Below are 16516 nucleotides of genomic sequence, written 5' to 3'. Positions count from 1 at the left end.
GATTAGCTAGCCACGAGATGGTGGGACACGATGACGACGGCGGCAAACACGAACACGTAGATGCCGAGGTCGAAGATCGAACGGTGCCAGACGAGGCGGTAAAAGCCGACGCGCTCGAGCAGCGCGCGCACGAGGATGTTGACCAGATAAGCGATCAGCATCAGCACGAGAGGGGCCGGCACGAATACGCCGAAGATGTCGATTTCGCCGATCATGGTCGCGGTCGGAAAGACAGGTTGGGAAGCGGGATCATGTGCGTACTCCGTCGGCCGCGGCTTGCGGCGGCTGTGCGGCCGCGGCCGGATACAGCGACAGCCGCAGGCCTACGAGCGCGTGCAGCGTGTCGCGCAGGCGGCGGTGCATCGCAGCCGCGGCCGGCGCCGTTGTGCCATCCGCCGGCGCCGCCGACGGGCCCGGCAGATGGCGGAGGGCTACGCGCCGCAGTGCGTCGTCGATCGATGCGAGCAGTGCCGCCGGCGCTGGCTGGCGCGCGTTCGCGGCCGCACAGCGCGCGTAGTGATCGGTGACGCCGGCGAGCACCCGATCGATCGCGTCGGGCACGTCGCCGGCCAGCCTGCGGCGCGAGCGGCGCAGGTCGAGCGCGTTCAGTGCGATGCGCAGGTCGCGGAAGCTCTCGATCGACGGATGGCGGTGGTCGTCCGATGCGCCGAGCCGCGGCAGCAGTTGCGTGACCCGATCGAGCATGCGGGACGCGTGGTTGCGCTGATCGTCGAGCGGCTGCGTCGATGCTGAACGTGCGACGTCTTCCCAGCCGGAGCGCAACAGGCGCCGTACCGCGAGCTCGGCGCCGAACGGACGCGTCGCGCGGGTCCAAACGTACGCGAACAACAGCCCGGCGACGCCCGCGAGGTTGCTGTTCAGGAACACGAAGAAATCGGCGTCGTAAGCGCTTTGGATGCTGATGAAGGTCGCCGTGTTGACCGCGACGAGCATCGTCACCATGTTGAATTGCGGGCGCGGCAGCAGCGTGCCGATCAGGATGAACGGGCCGGCGAACATCAGCACGAGCATCGGGAAGTCATGCACGTGGGGCAGCACGGCAAACAGGTAAAGGCCCGCGAACACGACGCTCGCGGCTGTGGCCAGGAAAAACTTGAACACGAGCGGTGCGGGCTCGTCGAGCGCCGCGAAGAAGCTGCACGCGACGGCGACCAGCGTGACCGCGCCGGCACCGTCGTGCCAGCCGGACGCGATCCAAAGCCAGCACGCAAGCACGATTGCGCCTGCGACGGTCAGCGTCGAGAACAGCATCATTCCGCGATCGAAGAAGCGCTCGGTGCCGCCGAGTCGCCAATGCCGGTAGCGCGGTTGCCACGCGCCGGTTTCGTTTGCAATCAGCGCGCGCAGCGTGCGGCAATCCTGCCAGATGTCGATGACCTGGCGCAGTCGCCACAGCGCGTTCGACAGCAGCGCGCCATCCCAGCTCGCGAGTGCGCTGTCCGGCGGCTGCAGCGACGCGATGCGCTCGCGCAGGTCGTCCGCGACGGGATCATGGGCCGTCTCGCCGTCGGTGCCGGCCTTCAGCGACGGCAGCGGTGCGTCGAACCACTTCGCGGCATCGGCGAGCAGCGCATCGAGAGCCGGCGGGCGCACATGCAGCTCGCGCATCAGCGCGATCAGCGGATCGGCGAGCGACGACATCAGCGGCAAGAACAGCTGCATCCGGCCGGCGAGCGCCTGCGCCCGCGCAAGCACGCGCGGGTGCGCATGGTCGTAGCTCAGCTGGCTCAACAGGAATTCGAGGCCGGTGATGGTCGCGGCGAGGCGCTGCCGGCACGCGGACAGTGCCTTGCCTGCGAGGTGGCCGGACAACGTCTCGCGGCCATAGAACGCGGCATCCTTGAACCACGCATCGGTGCGCTCGATCAGCGTCGGCGCGAGCCGGTTCGGAAACACCGTGCTGCCGACCACGCTGGCGCACACAATGCCGAGCACGATTTCCTCGGTGCGCGCGATCGCGACATCGAAGATCGTCGACGGATCGGTCACCGTCGGCAGCGCGACCAGCGGCATCGTGTAGCCGGCAAGCATGAACACGTAGCTGCGCGCGGTTCGGTCGGACATTGCGAGGTACAGCAGCGTGCCGCACCATGTCGCGACAATGACACTGAACAGCAACGGCGTCTCCACGAACGGCGGGACGAACAGGATCGCGGCGGCGGCGCCGAGCGCGGTGCCGAGTGCACGATACAGCGCCTTCGAGCGTGTCGCGCCGACGAACGGGTTCGACACGATGTAGACGCTCGCCATCGCCCAGTACGGGCGTGGCAGCTGGAAATACAGGCCGAGGTACAACGCCAGCATCGATGCGGCGAACGTCTTGCCGGAAAACAGCCAGTCGCGAAGGCTCGGATAGGTCATCGCGCGGAATCGGAGGAGTGGGATTGGCGCGGCGCCGGATGCTGTGCATCGGCCGCGCTGAACGCGTTCAGCACGCGCAGCGTCGCTTCGAGATCGGCGCGCGTGACGCCTTTGAGCACTTGCGCGCGCAGCACGCGCAAGTCTTCCTCCATCTTCGCGGTGACCGCGCGGCCGGCGGCCGTGAGCGAGATCGTTTTCGCACGGCGGTCGTGTGGATCCTCGTCGCGGCGGGCGAGGCCGGCCGCGCACAGCTGGTCGAGCAGGCGCACAAGCGACGGCCCTTCGATGCCGACGTGCTCCGCGAGCGTGCCCTGGCGCACGCCTTCGCCGAGCCGGCCGGCGATCAGCAGCGGCGTCGCGCAGGCTTCGGACACGTTGTATGCGGTCAGCACGGCGTCGCTCGTGCGGCGCCACTTGCGCGCAGTGAGCACCAGGAGGCTGCTGACGGCGAGGCGAAGATCGTGCAGATTAGTCATGGGCGAGATGATAGGGGCAAAAATATTCGATAGCAAACTATCGTTTTTGTTGCCCGGATATCGTCGTGCATGCCGGGAACGCCGATCTTCAACAAGCAATTTAGGCGCGCGGCTCCCGGATGGTCAAGCTGTAAGGTTGTGAGCGGTGAGGGCTCGCTACAGCGCTGCGCGGCGGGCGTCTGACCGGACCATACCGGTCCTACCGGGTTGTCGGCAGCGCCCGCAGGGCTGCCGATACAGCAGACTTTCGGCGGTTTCGACCGATGCGCTCCGCTCGATCGTCGGCGGCCGCGACCGGGCAACCCCATTCAACACATTCACATGCTGGCCCTATTGTCCGGCTTCCGCACACGATTGCACTAGGACAATATTTTTCAGGTGTCTTTCTGAGCGACCATGCGGTAGCGACAACGGAGACATCGAGATGGGACGGACCGAGGTATCGGCGCGCTGGCTGGACGCGATCGGCGCGGTGCACGGCGTCGAGTCGAAATACAAGCGGCTCGTGAAGGCGATCGCTGCCGACATCGAAAGCGGCGCGCTGGCTCCCGGCGCGCGGCTCGCGCCGCAGCGCGATGTCGCGTCGAGCCTCGGCGTCAGCGTGCAGACCGTCACCAACGCGTACAAGGAACTCGAAAGGCAGGGCCTGATCCGCTGCGAAGTGGGGCGCGGCAGCTTCGTGGCCGCGCGCGTGACCGAGTCGATGTCGAACTACATCCTCGATACGGCCGAGCGCGAGCTTGTCGACTTCTCGATCGCGCGCATCGTTCATACACCCGAGCACGATGCCGCGTGGCGCGCCGTCTGCGCAGCGCTGGCCGACGCCGACGACCAGCCGTGGATCCGCTCGTTCAGGCCAATCGCGGGGCTCGACGGGCATCGGGAAGCCGGCGCCGCGTGGCTTGCGGCGCTGAACATGCCCGTGCATCCGGAATCGCTGCTGATCACGAACGGCGCCGCGCACGGAATCTTTCTCGCGCTCGCATCGATCGTCGGACCCGGCGACACCGTGTTGTGCGAAAGCCTGACTGACCACGGCGTAATCGGTTCGGCGAACGTGCTCGGGTTTACGCTGAAGGGCCTCGAAATGGACGAACACGGAATCCGCCCGGAACATTTCGAGGAAATGTGCGACAGCGAAAAGATCAGCGCGCTCGTGTGCACGCCGACCCTCAACAACCCGACGGTGTCGATGATGTCCGATTCGCGCCGCAAGGCGATCGCGCGGATCGCGTCGCGCTACGGCGTGTACGTGATCGAGGACGACGTGTACGGCCCGCTGCCCCCAAAGACGGCGACTCCGATCGCGAGCCTGATTCCGGAGCTGGGCTTTTACTGCACGAGCATGACCAAGTCCGTGCTGACAGGCTTGCGCACCGGCTACCTCGCGATGCCGCGGCGGCTCGCGCTGCGCGTCGAGAGCGTGCTGCGCGTGAGCAGCTGGATGGCGACGTCGCCGATCGCCGAGATCGCGACGCGCTGGATCGCGGACGGCACCGCGCGGCGCCTCGTCGAACTGCAGCGGCAGCGGCTGGCGGTGCGCCAGGAGATGGTCAAGGCCGCGCTCGGCCCATACGTGCTCGGCGCGCATCCGAACGCGTTGTCGGCGTGGCTGCGCGTGCCCGATTACTGGCAGGCCGACCGGCTCGTGCGCGAATTGCGTACGCGCAAGATCGCGGTGACGTCGCCTGATCCATTCCTCGTCGGCAATACCGAGCGGCCGAATGCGGTGCGCGTGTGCATCGGCGCGGAGACGACGGATGCCGCGTGCAGCGCCGCGCTCGAGACGGTCGCGCGGGTATTCGAGCAGTATCCGCACGTGCACGATTTTCATTGAAGCAACGTCGGCCGCATGCGCGACGCACAATGTATCAGGACATTCGAAAGCGCAATTTGGAACATTAGACTGGATCGCACCACATCAATGAGGCGTGCGTTCCATGTCCTTCCTGTCGCTGTCCGACGTCTATCGCGCGCGCCGCCGCATCGCCGGGCACGCGAGCGTCACGCCGCTCGTCGCGTCCGCCGCGCTGTCCGAGCGCGCCGGTGCGCCCGTTTACCTGAAACTCGAAACGCTGCAGCCGACCGGCAGCTTCAAGCTGCGCGGCGCGGCCAATGCGCTCGCCGAACTCGCAGCGCAGCGCGTGACGCGTGTCGTCACCGCGTCGACCGGTAATCACGGCCGCGCGGTAGCGCATGCGGCGCGCGCGCTCGGTATCGACGCCGCGGTCTGCATGTCGTCGCTCGTGCCGGCGAACAAGGTCGACGCGGTCGCGGCGCTCGGCGCGCGGGTCGTGATCGCGGGCGACAGCCAGGACGACGCACAGGCCGAGGCACGGCGGCTTGTGCGCGACGAAGGCTATGCATACGTGCCGCCGTTCGACGATCCGCGGATCATCGCCGGTCAGGCGACGATCGGCATCGAGATTCTGGAAGCGCTGCCCGATGCGGGCGCGCTCGTCGTGCCGCTGTCGGGCGGCGGCCTGTTCAGCGGCGTCGCGTTCGCCGCGAAGTCGATCCGGCCGACCATCGACGCGGTCGGCGTGACGATGACACGCGGCGCCGCGATGCATGCAAGCCTCGCGGCCGGGCGCCCGGTCGACGTCGGCGAGCAGCCGACGCTCGCCGATTCGCTCGGCGGCGGCATCGGCCTCGACAACCGCTACACGTTCGACATGACGCGTGCGCTGGCGGACGACGTCGTGCTGCTCGACGAGCCCGCGATCGCGCGCGGCATCGCGCATGCGTATCGCGAAGAACGTCTCGTCGCGGAGGGTGCGGGCGCGATCGGCATCGCCGCGCTGCTCGAAGAGCGGATCGCGCGTCGCGATCGCGGTGGCCCGATAGTCGTGGTGGTGAGCGGCGCGAACATCGACATGACCGCGCATCGGCGGATCGTTTCCGAAAACTGACATGAACCATTCCGTCACGCTGCTCGGTCACGCGCAACTGCGCGCACTGGTGCCCCTCGATCTGGCCGCGATCGACCAGGTCGAGGCCGCGTTTGCTTCGCTCGCGACCGACGAGGTCGTTATGCCGCCGATCCTCAACCTGGCGTTGCCCGCGCGTCACGGTGAGGTCGACGTGAAGACCGCATATCTGCCGCGCTTCGACAGCTTCGCGATCAAGGTGAGTCCCGGCTTCTTCGACAACCCGTCGCTCGGGCTGCCTAGCCTGAACGGATTGATGCTCGTGCTGTCCGCGCACACGGGCCTGACCGAGGCCGTGCTGCTCGACAACGGCTACCTGACGGCCGTACGCACCGCCGCGGCCGGTGCGGTGGCGGCGCGCCGGCTTGCGCGCGCCGATGCGCGCCGCGCGGCGATCATCGGCGCCGGCGAACAGGCGCGGCTGCAGCTCGATGCACTGAAGCTCGTGCGCGACATCACGCACGTGACAGTCTGGGCGCGCGATGCCGGGCGCGCCGCGCGGTTCGCGGCCGACGTGCGTGCTGCGCATGGAATCGACGCGGTCGTCGCGCGCTCCGTGCATGCCGCGCTTGCCGATGCGGACGTCGCGGTGACGACCACGCCGAGCCGCGAGCCGCTCGTTCACGCCGAGGATCTGCATCCGGGGCTGCATGTGACGGCAATGGGCGCCGATGCCGACTACAAGACCGAGCTTGCACCGTCGGTATTCGGCGTCGCGCGCTACTTCTGCGACCGGCTGCAGCAGACTCGCGTTGCCGGCGACCTCGCCCATGCGATCGCGGCCGGTGCGACGAGGGCCGACGCGGTGTTCCCCGAACTCGGCCAGGTGATCGCCGGGCAGCACGAAGGCCGCACGCGTCGCGAGGACATCACGATCTGCGACCTGACAGGCACGGGCGCGCAGGACACCGCCATTGCCGTGCTCGCGCTGCAGCGCGCGCGCGCGGCACAGGCAGGCACGATTTTTCACAACGACGTCACGATTTGAGAGGAGACAGATGGCCGCAGTCATCGAAACCCACGAAGCCGTGCCGCGCCTCGCGTTCGAGCGCAGCGAATACGCTGCACGCATCGCGAAGACGCGCACGGCGATGCAACGGGCCGGCATCGATCTGCTGATCGTCACCGACCCGACCAACATGGCGTGGCTCACCGGCTACGACGGCTGGTCGTTCTACGTGCACCAGTGCGTGCTGTTGCCGATGGACGGCGAGCCCGTCTGGTACGGCCGCGGGCAGGACGCGAATGGCGCAAAGCGCACCGTGTTCATGGCGCACGACAACATCGTAGGCTACCCCGATCATTACGTGCAGTCGACGGCGCGTCACCCGATGGACTACCTGTCGACCGAAGTGATCGCGGCGCGGGGCTGGAGCTCGCTGCGCATCGGTGTCGAGCTCGACAACTACTACTTCAGCGCGGCAGCGTACGGGTCGCTTCGCAAGCATTTGCCTGCGGCGCGCTGGGTCGACGCGACGGCGCTCGTGAACTGGCAGCGCGCGGTGAAATCGCCGCGCGAAATCGAATACATGCGCGTCGCCGCGCGGATCGTCGAGCGCATGCACGCGCACATCGTCGATACGATCGAGCCGGGCATGAGGAAGAGCGACCTGGTTGCGCAGATCTACGCGACCGGGATCGGCGGCGCGGACGGCTGCGGCGGCGACTATCCGGCGATCGTCCCGCTGCTGCCGACCGGCGCGGACGCGGCCGCGCCGCATTTGACTTGGGACGACTCGGTGTTCGCGCGCGGCGCGGGCACGTTCTTCGAGATCGCCGGCTGCTACCGCCGCTATCACTGCCCGCTGTCGCGAACCGTCTATCTCGGCAAGCCGCCCGCGCACTTCATCGAAGGCGAGCGCGCGGTGGTCGACGGGATCGACGCGGGGCTCGCGGCCGCGAAGCCCGGCAACGTGTGCGAAGACATCGCGAATGCATTCTTCGCGGTGCTGCGCCGCGCCGGCATCGACAAGGACAGCCGCTGCGGCTACCCGATCGGCGCGAGCTATCCGCCCGACTGGGGCGAACGCACGATGAGCCTGCGTCCGGGCGACCGCACGGTGCTCGAGCCCGGCATGACGTTTCACTTCATGCCCGGGCTGTGGCTCGACGACTGGGGGCTGGAGATCACGGAAAGCATCCTGATTACCGAGACCGGCGTCGAGACGTTCTGCAACGTGCCGCGCAAGCTGTTCGTGAAGGAGTAGGGCGATGCGAGCCTCCCCGATCACGCCGACCGTCGATTTCGACGCGGACGGCGAACAGCATGGCTTCCTGAAGCTGCCTTACTCGCGCGACGACTCCGCGTGGGGTGCGATCATGATTCCGGTGACCGTCGTCAAGCGCGGCGACGGGCCGACGGTGTTGCTGACCGGCGGCAATCACGGCGACGAATACGAAGGGCCGGTCGCGCTGTCCAAGCTCGCCGGTTCGTTGAAGGCGGCCGACGTGACCGGCCGCGTGATCGTCGTGCCGTTCATGAACTACCCGGCATTTCGCGCCGGCTGCCGCACGTCGCCGATCGACGCCGGCAATCTGAACCGCAGTTTTCCCGGGCGGCCCGATGGCACCGTCACCGAGAAAATCGCCGATTATTTCCAGCGGCATTTGCTGCCGCTTGCGACGCATGTGCTCGACATTCACGCCGGCGGCCGAACGCTCGACTTCGTGCCGTTCGCGGCGATCCACGTGTTGACGGACCGCGACCAGGAAGTACGCTGCGAGCGCGCGATGCGCGCGTTCGGCGCACCGTACTCGATGCGCATGCTCGAACTCGACAACGTGGGTCTCTTCGACACCGCGGCGGAGGAAGCCGGCAAGGTGTTCGTATCGACCGAGCTCGGCGGCGGCGGCTCGTCGACCGCCGCGAGCGTCGCGATCGCCGAACGTGGCGTGTACGGATTTCTCGCGCATGCCGGCGTGATCGCGAAGGACGTGATCGATCGCAACGCGCCGCGCACGACGACGCTGCTCGACATGCCGGACGGTTCCTGCTTCACGACGAGCGAGCACCACGGGCTGCTCGAAATGTGCCGCGATCTCGGCAGCGACGTGAACGCCGGCGACGTGCTGGCGCGCGTGCACGACATCGACCGCACGGGCGTTGCGCCAGTCGAATACGTCGCACGGCGGCGCGGGCTGCTCGCGGCTCGACACTTTCCTGGCATCGTGCAGGCCGGCGACACGATCGCGGTGGTCGCCGACATCGTCGAGCGCAACATTCCGGTGTCCGCATGAGGACGCGCTGGCCGTGATCAAGCTTGACCGATACGACCTCGCGATCCTGCGCATTCTCGAGCGCGACGGACGCATCACGAAGTCGAAGCTCGCGGAGGCGGTGAACCTGTCGATCTCGCCCGCGTGGGAGCGCGTGCGCAAGCTCGAGGAAAGCGGCGTGATCCGCGGCTATCGCGCGGACGTCGACTGGATCGGCACGTTTTCCGGCAGCCGCATCGTCGTCGAGGTGACGCTGTCGCGTCATACCGCGCCCGACATGCGGCGCTTCGAGGCGCGCGTCGGCGCGGCACCCGAAGTCGCGCAGTGCTATGCGACCGGCGGCGGCGTCGACTACGTGCTGCACGTTGTCGCGCGCGACATCGACCACTACCAGCGCTTCATCGACGCGTTGCTGATGGACGATCTCGGCATCGAGCGCTATTTCACGTACATCGTGACGAAGGTCGTGAAGTGCGAATCCGGCGGCGCGCCGGACTGGCTCTGAAACTTCGCGCGAACACGCGGCAATACGGAAAAAAGCACAAGCGGCGGGCGCCGAAACGGAAATTTCCGCACCCGCCGGCACGACAGAATGAAGCTCGTGCCTACCCCAACGAGGAGACGCAGGATGTTGCCCGGACACCCCATTCTGTTCAAGTCGACGTGCTATGTCGACGGTCGCTGGATCCACAGCGACAATGCCGCGACGGTCGCCGTCGTGAACCCGGCCGACCAAGCCGTGATCGGCCACGTGCCGATGCTTGAGCGCGCGCAGATCGTCGGCGCCGTCGATGCCGCTCAGCGCGCGTTCGATACGTGGCGCTGGACGCCGCAGACGGTGCGCAGTGCCGCGCTGTTGCGCTGGCATGCGCTGATCCTGCGGCATCTCGACGATCTCGCCGCGCTGCTGTCGCTCGAACAGGGCAAGCCGCTTGCCGAATCGCGCGGCGAAATCCGCTACGCGGCCAGCTTCGTCGAATGGTTCGCGAACGACGCGAAACGCATCGCAGGTCGCACGATCCCGACGCATATCGACGGCGCGCACCTCGGCACGGTGATGGAACCGGTCGGCGTCGCGGCGCTGATCACGCCGTGGAATTTCCCGGCCGCCATGATCACGCGCAAGGCGGCAGCCGCGATCGCGGCCGGCTGCACGGTGGTCGTGAAGCCGGCGCACGAAACGCCGTTCTCGGCGCTCGCGCTCGCGCAGTTGGCCGACGAGGCCGGCGTGCCGGCCGGCGTGTTCAACGTCGTGCTCGGCGAACCGCAGATGGCGATGGAAACGCTCGTCGGCGATGCGCGCGTGCGCGCGGTGAGCTTCACCGGTTCGACCCGCGTCGGGCGGCTCGTCACCGAAACGGCCGCGAAGGCCGGCATTCGCAAGATCGCGCTCGAACTGGGCGGCAACGCGCCGTTCATCGTCACCGAGGATGCGGATCTCGATCAGGCGGTGCGGATCGCCGTCGGTGCAAAGTTCCAGACGTCCGGGCAGGACTGCTGCGCGGCGAACCGGATCTTCGTCGCCCGCGCGCTATACGAAACATTCGTCAGCCGCTATGCGAACGCGGTACGTGAACTGAAGACGGGCCCCGCGTTCGAGCCGGACGTCGACGTCGGGCCGTTGATGCACCAGGCCGCGTTCGACGCGACGGTCGCGCGCGTCGACGACGCACGCGCTCGCGGCGCACGGATTGTCGCGGGCGGACGGCCGCATGCGCTCGGCGGCTGGTTCTACGAACCGACCGTGATCGCGGACGCCGCGGCGGGCATGCGTGTGTACGACGAGGAAAATTTCGCGCCGATTTCGGCGGTGTGCGCGTTCGACACGCTGGACGAAGTCGTCGAAAAGGCCAACGACACCGAGTACGGACTCGCCGCGTACGTATGCGCGGCGCGCATCGACACGATCTTTCAGCTCGTACGGCGGCTCGACTGCGCGATGGTGTCGGTCAACGGCGTGAAGTTCACCGGGGCACCGATCCCGTTCGGCGGGATGAAGGCGTCCGGCCTCGGGCGCGAAGGCGGCAGCGAAGGGTTCGAGCCGTTCACCGAAACCAAATACTTTTGCCTCGGCAATCTCGGCCTGCCCGTCGCGGCATCGGCCTGACTCAATCAAAGGAGCACATCATGAAGCAATCGATCGACGCACTGCTGCGCGAGGACCGCGCGCACTTCATGCACCCGTCGACGCACGCGTACGACCACGAGAGCGGCGCGCTCCCGGGCAAGATCGTACGGGGCGCCGAAGGCATCCGCATCGAGGATCACCAGGGCAAGCGCTATATCGACGCATTCGCGGGCCTCTACTGCGTCAACATCGGCTACGGCCGCACGGAAGTGGCCGATGCGATGCACGAGCAGGCGAAGCGGCTCGCGTATTACCACACTTATGTCGGTCACTCGTCGGACGCGATCATCGAGCTGTCGTCGCGCATCATCGACTGGGCGCCGGCCGGGATGAAGAAGGTGTACTACGGGATGTCGGGTTCCGACGCGAACGAGACGCAGGTCAAGATCGTCTGGTACTACAACAACGTGCTCGGCCGGCCGAACAAGAAGAAGATCATTTCGCGCGAGCGCGGCTATCACGGTTCGGGCATCGTGACGGGCAGCCTCACGGGCCTGCCGAGCTTCCATCAGCACTTCGACCTGCCGATCGACCGCGTGAAGCATACGGTATGTCCGCACTGGTATCGCAAGGCGCCGGTCGGCATGAGCGAAACGCAGTTCGTCACATACTGCGTCGACGAACTCGAGAAGCTGATCGCATGCGAAGGCGCGGACACGATCGCCGCGTTCATCGCGGAGCCGGTGATGGGCACGGGCGGGATCATCGAGCCGCCGGCCGGCTACTGGCCGGCGATCCAGGCCGTGCTGCGCAAGCACGACATCCTGTTGATCTCCGACGAAGTGGTGTGCGGGTTCGGGCGCCTCGGCTCGAAGATGGGCGCGCAGCATTTCGGCATCCAGCCCGATCTGATCACGGTCGCAAAAGGCCTGACGAGCGCGTATGCGCCGCTGTCGGGCGTGATCGTCGGCGAGAGGGTGTGGGACGTGATCGCGCGCGGTTCGCGGGAACACGGACCGATGGGGCATGGCTGGACGTATTCGGGCCACCCGGTGTGCGCGGCCGCCGCGCTCGCGAACCTCGCGATTCTCGAGCGCGAGAACCTGGTCGGCAACGCGGCCGAGGTGGGCGCGTATTTCGGTGCGAAGCTGCGTGACGCGTTCGGCGCGCATCCGCTCGTCGGCGAGGTGCGCAGCGTCGGGATGCTGGCGGCGCTCGAATTCATGGCGGACAGGGATGCCCGCACGCCGTTCGATCCGGCGCTGAAGGTGGGCGCTCAGGTATCGGCCGCGGCGCTGCAGCGTGGCGTGATTGCACGCGCGATGCCGCATGGCGACATCCTCGGCTTTGCGCCGCCGCTCGTGATGACGCGGGCGGAAGCCGACGAAATCGTCGGAATCGTGAAGGAAGCCGTGGACGAGGTGGCGGAGCGCAATCTTTCGAGCGTCGCGTGAGTTTTCTGCGGGGTCCGATGCGCGCGCAAGCGCGCGAAGTGACGCCGTCGCACGGGAGTGCGGCGGCGCTTTTTGCTTCACGGGGGACCTTTCGCGACAGCGGTGCTACCTGCCACGACGTATCAACATCGCTACAAGAACGACGGCGATCGCTCGAACATCGTCAAAATACGGCTCGCGCGCCGCCCGCTGCGTGCCCCGCATCGATCAGTAATCCCACACGACTGGAACGAAGCGGAAGCCGTCGCCGTTCCGCGCCACGTGTCCTATCGAAGGGAACGCGACATGCGCCGCGGCCAGCAGCGCGCCGGTGTCGGCGGCTTCGCTGAACAGTGCGATCCGGACGTCGGTGGCCGCTTGCGGATCGTGCTCGAAGCCGTTTTGCCAGTCGGGATGGTCGAAGTTCACTTCGAAAATCGCGTCGCCCGCAAACGTCAGTTTTTCGCCTTGCGATGCGATATCGACGACGCAGTGTCCCGGGGTGTGGCCGCCGGTCACGCGCGCGGATACGCCGGCCGCAACTTCCGCGATGCGGTCGAACGGCACGATGTGCTCGCGATACAGGTCCACGAATCGGGCCGCCGCCTTGCGCAGTGCGGGCGGAACGGCTTCCGGCATCACCGTCTTGCTGAAGTCCGGGTTCTTCCAGAACGCCAGCTCCGCGGCCGACACGTGAATGCGCACGTCCGGACTCAGCCGGGCCTTGACGCCGTCGACATTCAGCCCGCCGACGTGATCCATGTGCAGGTGAGTGATCACGATGTCGGTGATCGCGGCGAGATCGATCCCCACGGATTCCAGACGCATCACTGCACGCCCTGCGCGCGTGAAGTATTCGAAGCCGTCGCCTACGCCGGAGTCGATCAGGATCAGGCGATCGCCGGCGCGAACAAGCGCGATATTGAGCGCCCAGTCGAACATGTCGCGTTGCAGGAATCGTCCGTCGAACCATTCGTTGCGGTCCGCTTCGCTCACGTTGGTGGACATCGTGGAAGTCGGCAGTGGCAGAACGCCGTCGCTGATCAGCACGACGTCGACGTCGCCGATGCGCACTGCATAGCGGGATGGACGAGTTCGCCAGCCCGTTCATTGCCCAGGCGGGTCGTGACCGGCCGCACGTTGCGGGTTGTTTCGTTCATGTTCGGTTTTCCTCTTCATCGAGTGGGGGCTTCCGCGCTGCGCTGCAGCGCGGGTCGCGAGCGCGATGGCGCAACGCGTGTCGCGCGCATGCCGATCGAGCATGTCGGCGATTGTAGGGACGCTCGACGCACGCCTGAAGCGCTGCGCTTGCGAACATCGTGTTGCCCTCGCGACACCAATCCGCCGGCGGGTAGGCATCCACATGCACATCGCCCGCGGATCCGTTGCCGGACCGCGGGCGACGCAGGGGATGCCATTTATGGGACCGCAGGCGCAGTCCCGTTGCGTGTCAGCCCGGCTGTCCCGGGAGCGTCTCGCCGCGCAGCGAGCACCCGCGCGTTTCGATTACCGCCGACAGCGCGACCAGCCCGACCGCACACGCCGCCATCATGTAATACGCGGGAATCATCGTGTTGCCGGTCTTCCCGATCAACCAGTCATTGACGATCGGCGCGGTGCCGCCGAACAGCGACGTCGACACGTTGTACGCGATCGCCATGCCCGCATACCGCACGTGCGTCGGGAACATCGCGGGAAACATCGCCGAAATGGTCGCGAGCTGCGGCACGTAGAGCAGCCCGAGCACAGCGAAGCCGACGAAGGCGCCGAGCACGCCGTGCGTCATCAGCGTGAACATCGGCACGGCCGCGACGAACAGCCCGACGAGCGAGACCCACCACATCGCCTTGCGGCCGACGCGATCCGACAGCCAGCCGGCGAACGGCAGCAGGATCATCATCGCGAGCATGCCGATCAGCGGAATCAGCAGCGACATGTTCTCGCTGACGCCGAGTTCCTTGTGCATGTAGGTCGGCATGTACGCGAGCAGCACGTAATTGACGACGTTCAACGCGACGACGAGCCCGCCGAGCAGTACCAGCGGCCGTGCGTAGCGGACCAGCAGCTGACCGATCGGCAGCACGGTCGGCGCGGCCTGTTCGCGGCGGTGTGCTTCTTCCTCGAGTTCGCGGAACACCGGCGTTTCCTCGAGTCGCGAGCGCAGGTAGCAACCGATTAGCCCGAGCGGGGCCGCGACGAGGAACGGCAGGCGCCAGCCCCATGCATGCATTGCCGAATCGCCGAGCAGCAGCGCGAAGCCGAGCATCAGCAGCGCGCCGAGCGAGAAGCCGGCGAGTGTCGCGAATTCTAGGAAGCTGCCGCACAGGCCGCGCCGCGAATCCGGTGCGTATTCGGCGATGAAAGTCGCCGCGCCGCCGTACTCGCCGCCGGTCGAGAAGCCCTGGATCATCCGGAGCACGATCAATGCCGCGGGCGCGAGCCAGCCGGCGCTCGCGTAGGTGGGCAGCAAGCCGACGAGCAGCGTTGCGCCGGACATCGTGAGGACGGTCAGCGCGAGCACGCGCTTGCGGCCGAAGCGGTCGCCGAGCGGGCCCCAGAACAACCCGCCGAGCGGGCGGATCAGGAACGAGATCGCGAAGGTGCCGAGCGCGAACAGCGTCGCGCTGGCCGTGTTGCCGGGAAACAGCGCGGCGGAAATGTCTGCCAGTCCGTACGCGTAAATCCCGTAATCGAACCATTCTGTCGCGTTGCCGAGCGCAGCGGCCGCGATTGCGACGCGCGGGAGGCTGTGCGGCTCGTCGCCGCGGGAAGCCGTCTCGTCCGGAACGGACGCGGCGGCGGAAACGGAAGTCCACGATGGCACGTATCGCATGGGGGTCCTCGTTATCAGCATGCGCCCGGGCGGGCGCCGACGAGGATCAAAGTAATCCCGCCAATTAGCGACGCCCGATGTCATAGGACGATGTGGAGATCGGGGTTTTCCCGTGCCGTCGAGGGGCGGTCCGCACGCGGGCGTTACCGTTGAATTGACGGTCGAATTGGACGAGTGCTGAACGTTGTCTGCCTGCCGTGGCGAACACGCTGGCGGTCGGTACGTACGTACAAATCGGTCAGTTGCCGCCGCCTAGGAAACGCTGCACGGGACGCTTCAGGCATTCTTGCGCCACGGCAAGGCACAGGCCCTGAAATGCCTTCCATCCAACCGTATGTAGCCGATAGTCTCTGCCAAAAACGAACTCCAACATGTTCCACGAACTGGGATCCGATGTTACCGCTTGGAACCTTATCAGAACGCCGCCTTGCCCACCGATGCGCCACCGTCGACGAACAAGGTCTGTCCAGTGATAAAGCCTGCATCCTCTGACAAAAGGAACGCCGCGGCCGCCGCCAGCTCCTCAGGCTTGCCGAATCGCTTCATCGGAACAAGCGACAGAAAGCGCTGTTCCGCTTCGCTGCCGACGGGCGTGTTCTGCCGGAACAACTCGGTCTCGGTAGGCCCGGGCGCAACGGCATTGACCGTAATGCCGGTCTGCGCGAGTTCCAGCGCCCAGGTGCGCGTAAAGCTCATCATCGCGGCTTTAGCCGCCGCGTAGGCCGTGCGATTGGCGACGCCGAGCACGACGAGACTGGAGAGATTGACGACTCGCCCCCATCCGCGGTTCCGCATACCGGGTAGCAGCGCTTGCACGGTCTGCACGGCTGAGGTGAGATTGTGGCGGAAAGACGCTTCGAGATCGTCGAGATCAACCGCTTCAACGGCGGCCAGACGGACAAACCCTGCGTTGTTTACGACGCCGTCGAACGTATAACGTCCGACCAGCCGCTCCAACGTGCGTGTCGTAGCATCGCGATCGGTCAGATCGACGGAAACCAGTGTGCCAGGGAAGCTTGGGTCGTCGGCTCCGCGTGCGAGACCGATGACATGGTGTCCGTCGGCAGCAAGCCGGTGTGACAACGCGCGCCCGATACCCTTGCTGGCGCCCGTGACCAAAAACGTACGTTTGAGCATTACGAGAATCCTATAGATTTGGGACTGTACTCGTGGGAGAG

Annotated in this window: 13 protein-coding genes and 1 pseudogene; 8 read left to right on the top strand and 6 right to left on the bottom strand. The window is 66.7% G+C overall.

What is annotated here, in order from left to right:
* Nucleotides 1-2: 2 nt before the first annotated feature.
* From KDW55_RS24825 to KDW55_RS24815, 3 genes are read right to left on the bottom strand one after another with little or no spacing between them, the layout of a single operon-like run.
* Nucleotides 3-215 carry a DUF1656 domain-containing protein gene (locus KDW55_RS24825; RefSeq protein WP_212161317.1) on the bottom strand — a complete coding sequence of 71 codons (213 nt, stop codon included), beginning with the start codon at nt 213-215 and terminating at the stop codon, nt 3-5.
* 34 nt (nt 216-249) lie between these two features.
* A complete protein-coding gene (locus KDW55_RS24820; RefSeq protein WP_038571156.1) occupies nt 250-2382 on the bottom strand; it encodes an FUSC family protein in 2133 nt (710 codons plus the stop codon).
* A complete protein-coding gene (locus KDW55_RS24815) occupies nt 2379-2858 on the bottom strand; it encodes a MarR family transcriptional regulator (RefSeq protein WP_038571159.1) in 480 nt (159 codons plus the stop codon). Before KDW55_RS24815 ends, KDW55_RS24820 begins: the two co-directional genes overlap by 4 nt.
* 424 nt (nt 2859-3282) lie before the next feature.
* On the opposite strand from KDW55_RS24815, the gene KDW55_RS24810 reads away from it, so the two are divergent.
* The 8 genes from KDW55_RS24810 to KDW55_RS24775 all read left to right on the top strand — a co-directional run bounded on the left by KDW55_RS24810 (nt 3283) and on the right by KDW55_RS24775 (nt 12526).
* Nucleotides 3283-4695 (top strand): PLP-dependent aminotransferase family protein, encoded by a 1413-nt coding sequence (locus tag KDW55_RS24810; protein WP_212198067.1) that lies wholly within the window; start codon nt 3283-3285, stop codon nt 4693-4695.
* A 103-nt stretch (nt 4696-4798) separates the two neighbouring features.
* Nucleotides 4799-5770 carry a hydroxyectoine utilization dehydratase EutB gene (gene eutB, locus KDW55_RS24805; protein WP_212198066.1) on the top strand — a complete coding sequence of 324 codons (972 nt, stop codon included), beginning with the start codon at nt 4799-4801 and terminating at the stop codon, nt 5768-5770.
* Between the two features lies 1 nt (nt 5771).
* On the top strand, nt 5772-6776 hold the full coding sequence (locus tag KDW55_RS24800; protein WP_212198065.1) for a cyclodeaminase: 1005 nt from the start codon (nt 5772-5774) through the stop codon (nt 6774-6776).
* Nucleotides 6777-6786: 10 nt separating this feature from the next.
* Nucleotides 6787-7995, top strand: a complete 1209-nt coding sequence (doeA, locus tag KDW55_RS24795) for an ectoine hydrolase DoeA (RefSeq protein WP_212198064.1) — start codon at nt 6787-6789, stop codon at nt 7993-7995.
* Nucleotides 7996-7999: 4 nt separating this feature from the next.
* Nucleotides 8000-9025, top strand: coding sequence for a N(2)-acetyl-L-2,4-diaminobutanoate deacetylase DoeB (doeB, locus tag KDW55_RS24790; protein ID WP_069242278.1), 1026 nt, complete (start codon nt 8000-8002; stop codon nt 9023-9025).
* Between the two features lie 13 nt (nt 9026-9038).
* A complete protein-coding gene (locus KDW55_RS24785) occupies nt 9039-9509 on the top strand; it encodes an Lrp/AsnC family transcriptional regulator (protein WP_038571176.1) in 471 nt (156 codons plus the stop codon).
* Between the two features lie 123 nt (nt 9510-9632).
* Nucleotides 9633-11111 carry an NAD-dependent succinate-semialdehyde dehydrogenase gene (locus KDW55_RS24780; RefSeq protein WP_212198063.1) on the top strand — a complete coding sequence of 493 codons (1479 nt, stop codon included), beginning with the start codon at nt 9633-9635 and terminating at the stop codon, nt 11109-11111.
* 20 nt (nt 11112-11131) lie between these two features.
* On the top strand, nt 11132-12526 hold the full coding sequence (locus KDW55_RS24775; protein ID WP_069242280.1) for an aspartate aminotransferase family protein: 1395 nt from the start codon (nt 11132-11134) through the stop codon (nt 12524-12526).
* Nucleotides 12527-12733: 207 nt separating this feature from the next.
* Here KDW55_RS24775 and KDW55_RS24770 read toward each other — a convergent pair.
* The 3 genes and pseudogenes from KDW55_RS24770 to KDW55_RS24760 all read right to left on the bottom strand — a co-directional run bounded on the left by KDW55_RS24770 (nt 12734) and on the right by KDW55_RS24760 (nt 16475).
* Nucleotides 12734-13665: pseudogene (locus KDW55_RS24770) on the bottom strand (MBL fold metallo-hydrolase).
* Nucleotides 13666-13955: 290 nt separating this feature from the next.
* Complete coding sequence (locus tag KDW55_RS24765; RefSeq protein ID WP_212198062.1) at nt 13956-15338, bottom strand: MFS transporter; 1383 nt, start codon at nt 15336-15338, stop codon at nt 13956-13958.
* A gap of 414 nt (nt 15339-15752) precedes the next feature.
* A complete protein-coding gene (locus KDW55_RS24760) occupies nt 15753-16475 on the bottom strand; it encodes an SDR family oxidoreductase (protein WP_069242282.1) in 723 nt (240 codons plus the stop codon).
* Nucleotides 16476-16516 lie beyond the last annotated feature (41 nt).

This window comes from Burkholderia sp. AU19243, assembly GCF_018148075.1.
In the GTDB taxonomy this organism is placed as follows: domain Bacteria; phylum Pseudomonadota; class Gammaproteobacteria; order Burkholderiales; family Burkholderiaceae; genus Burkholderia; species Burkholderia latens_A.
The sequence above is the reverse complement of the archived record's forward strand: the minus strand, read 5'-3'. Positions and strand labels throughout refer to the sequence as shown.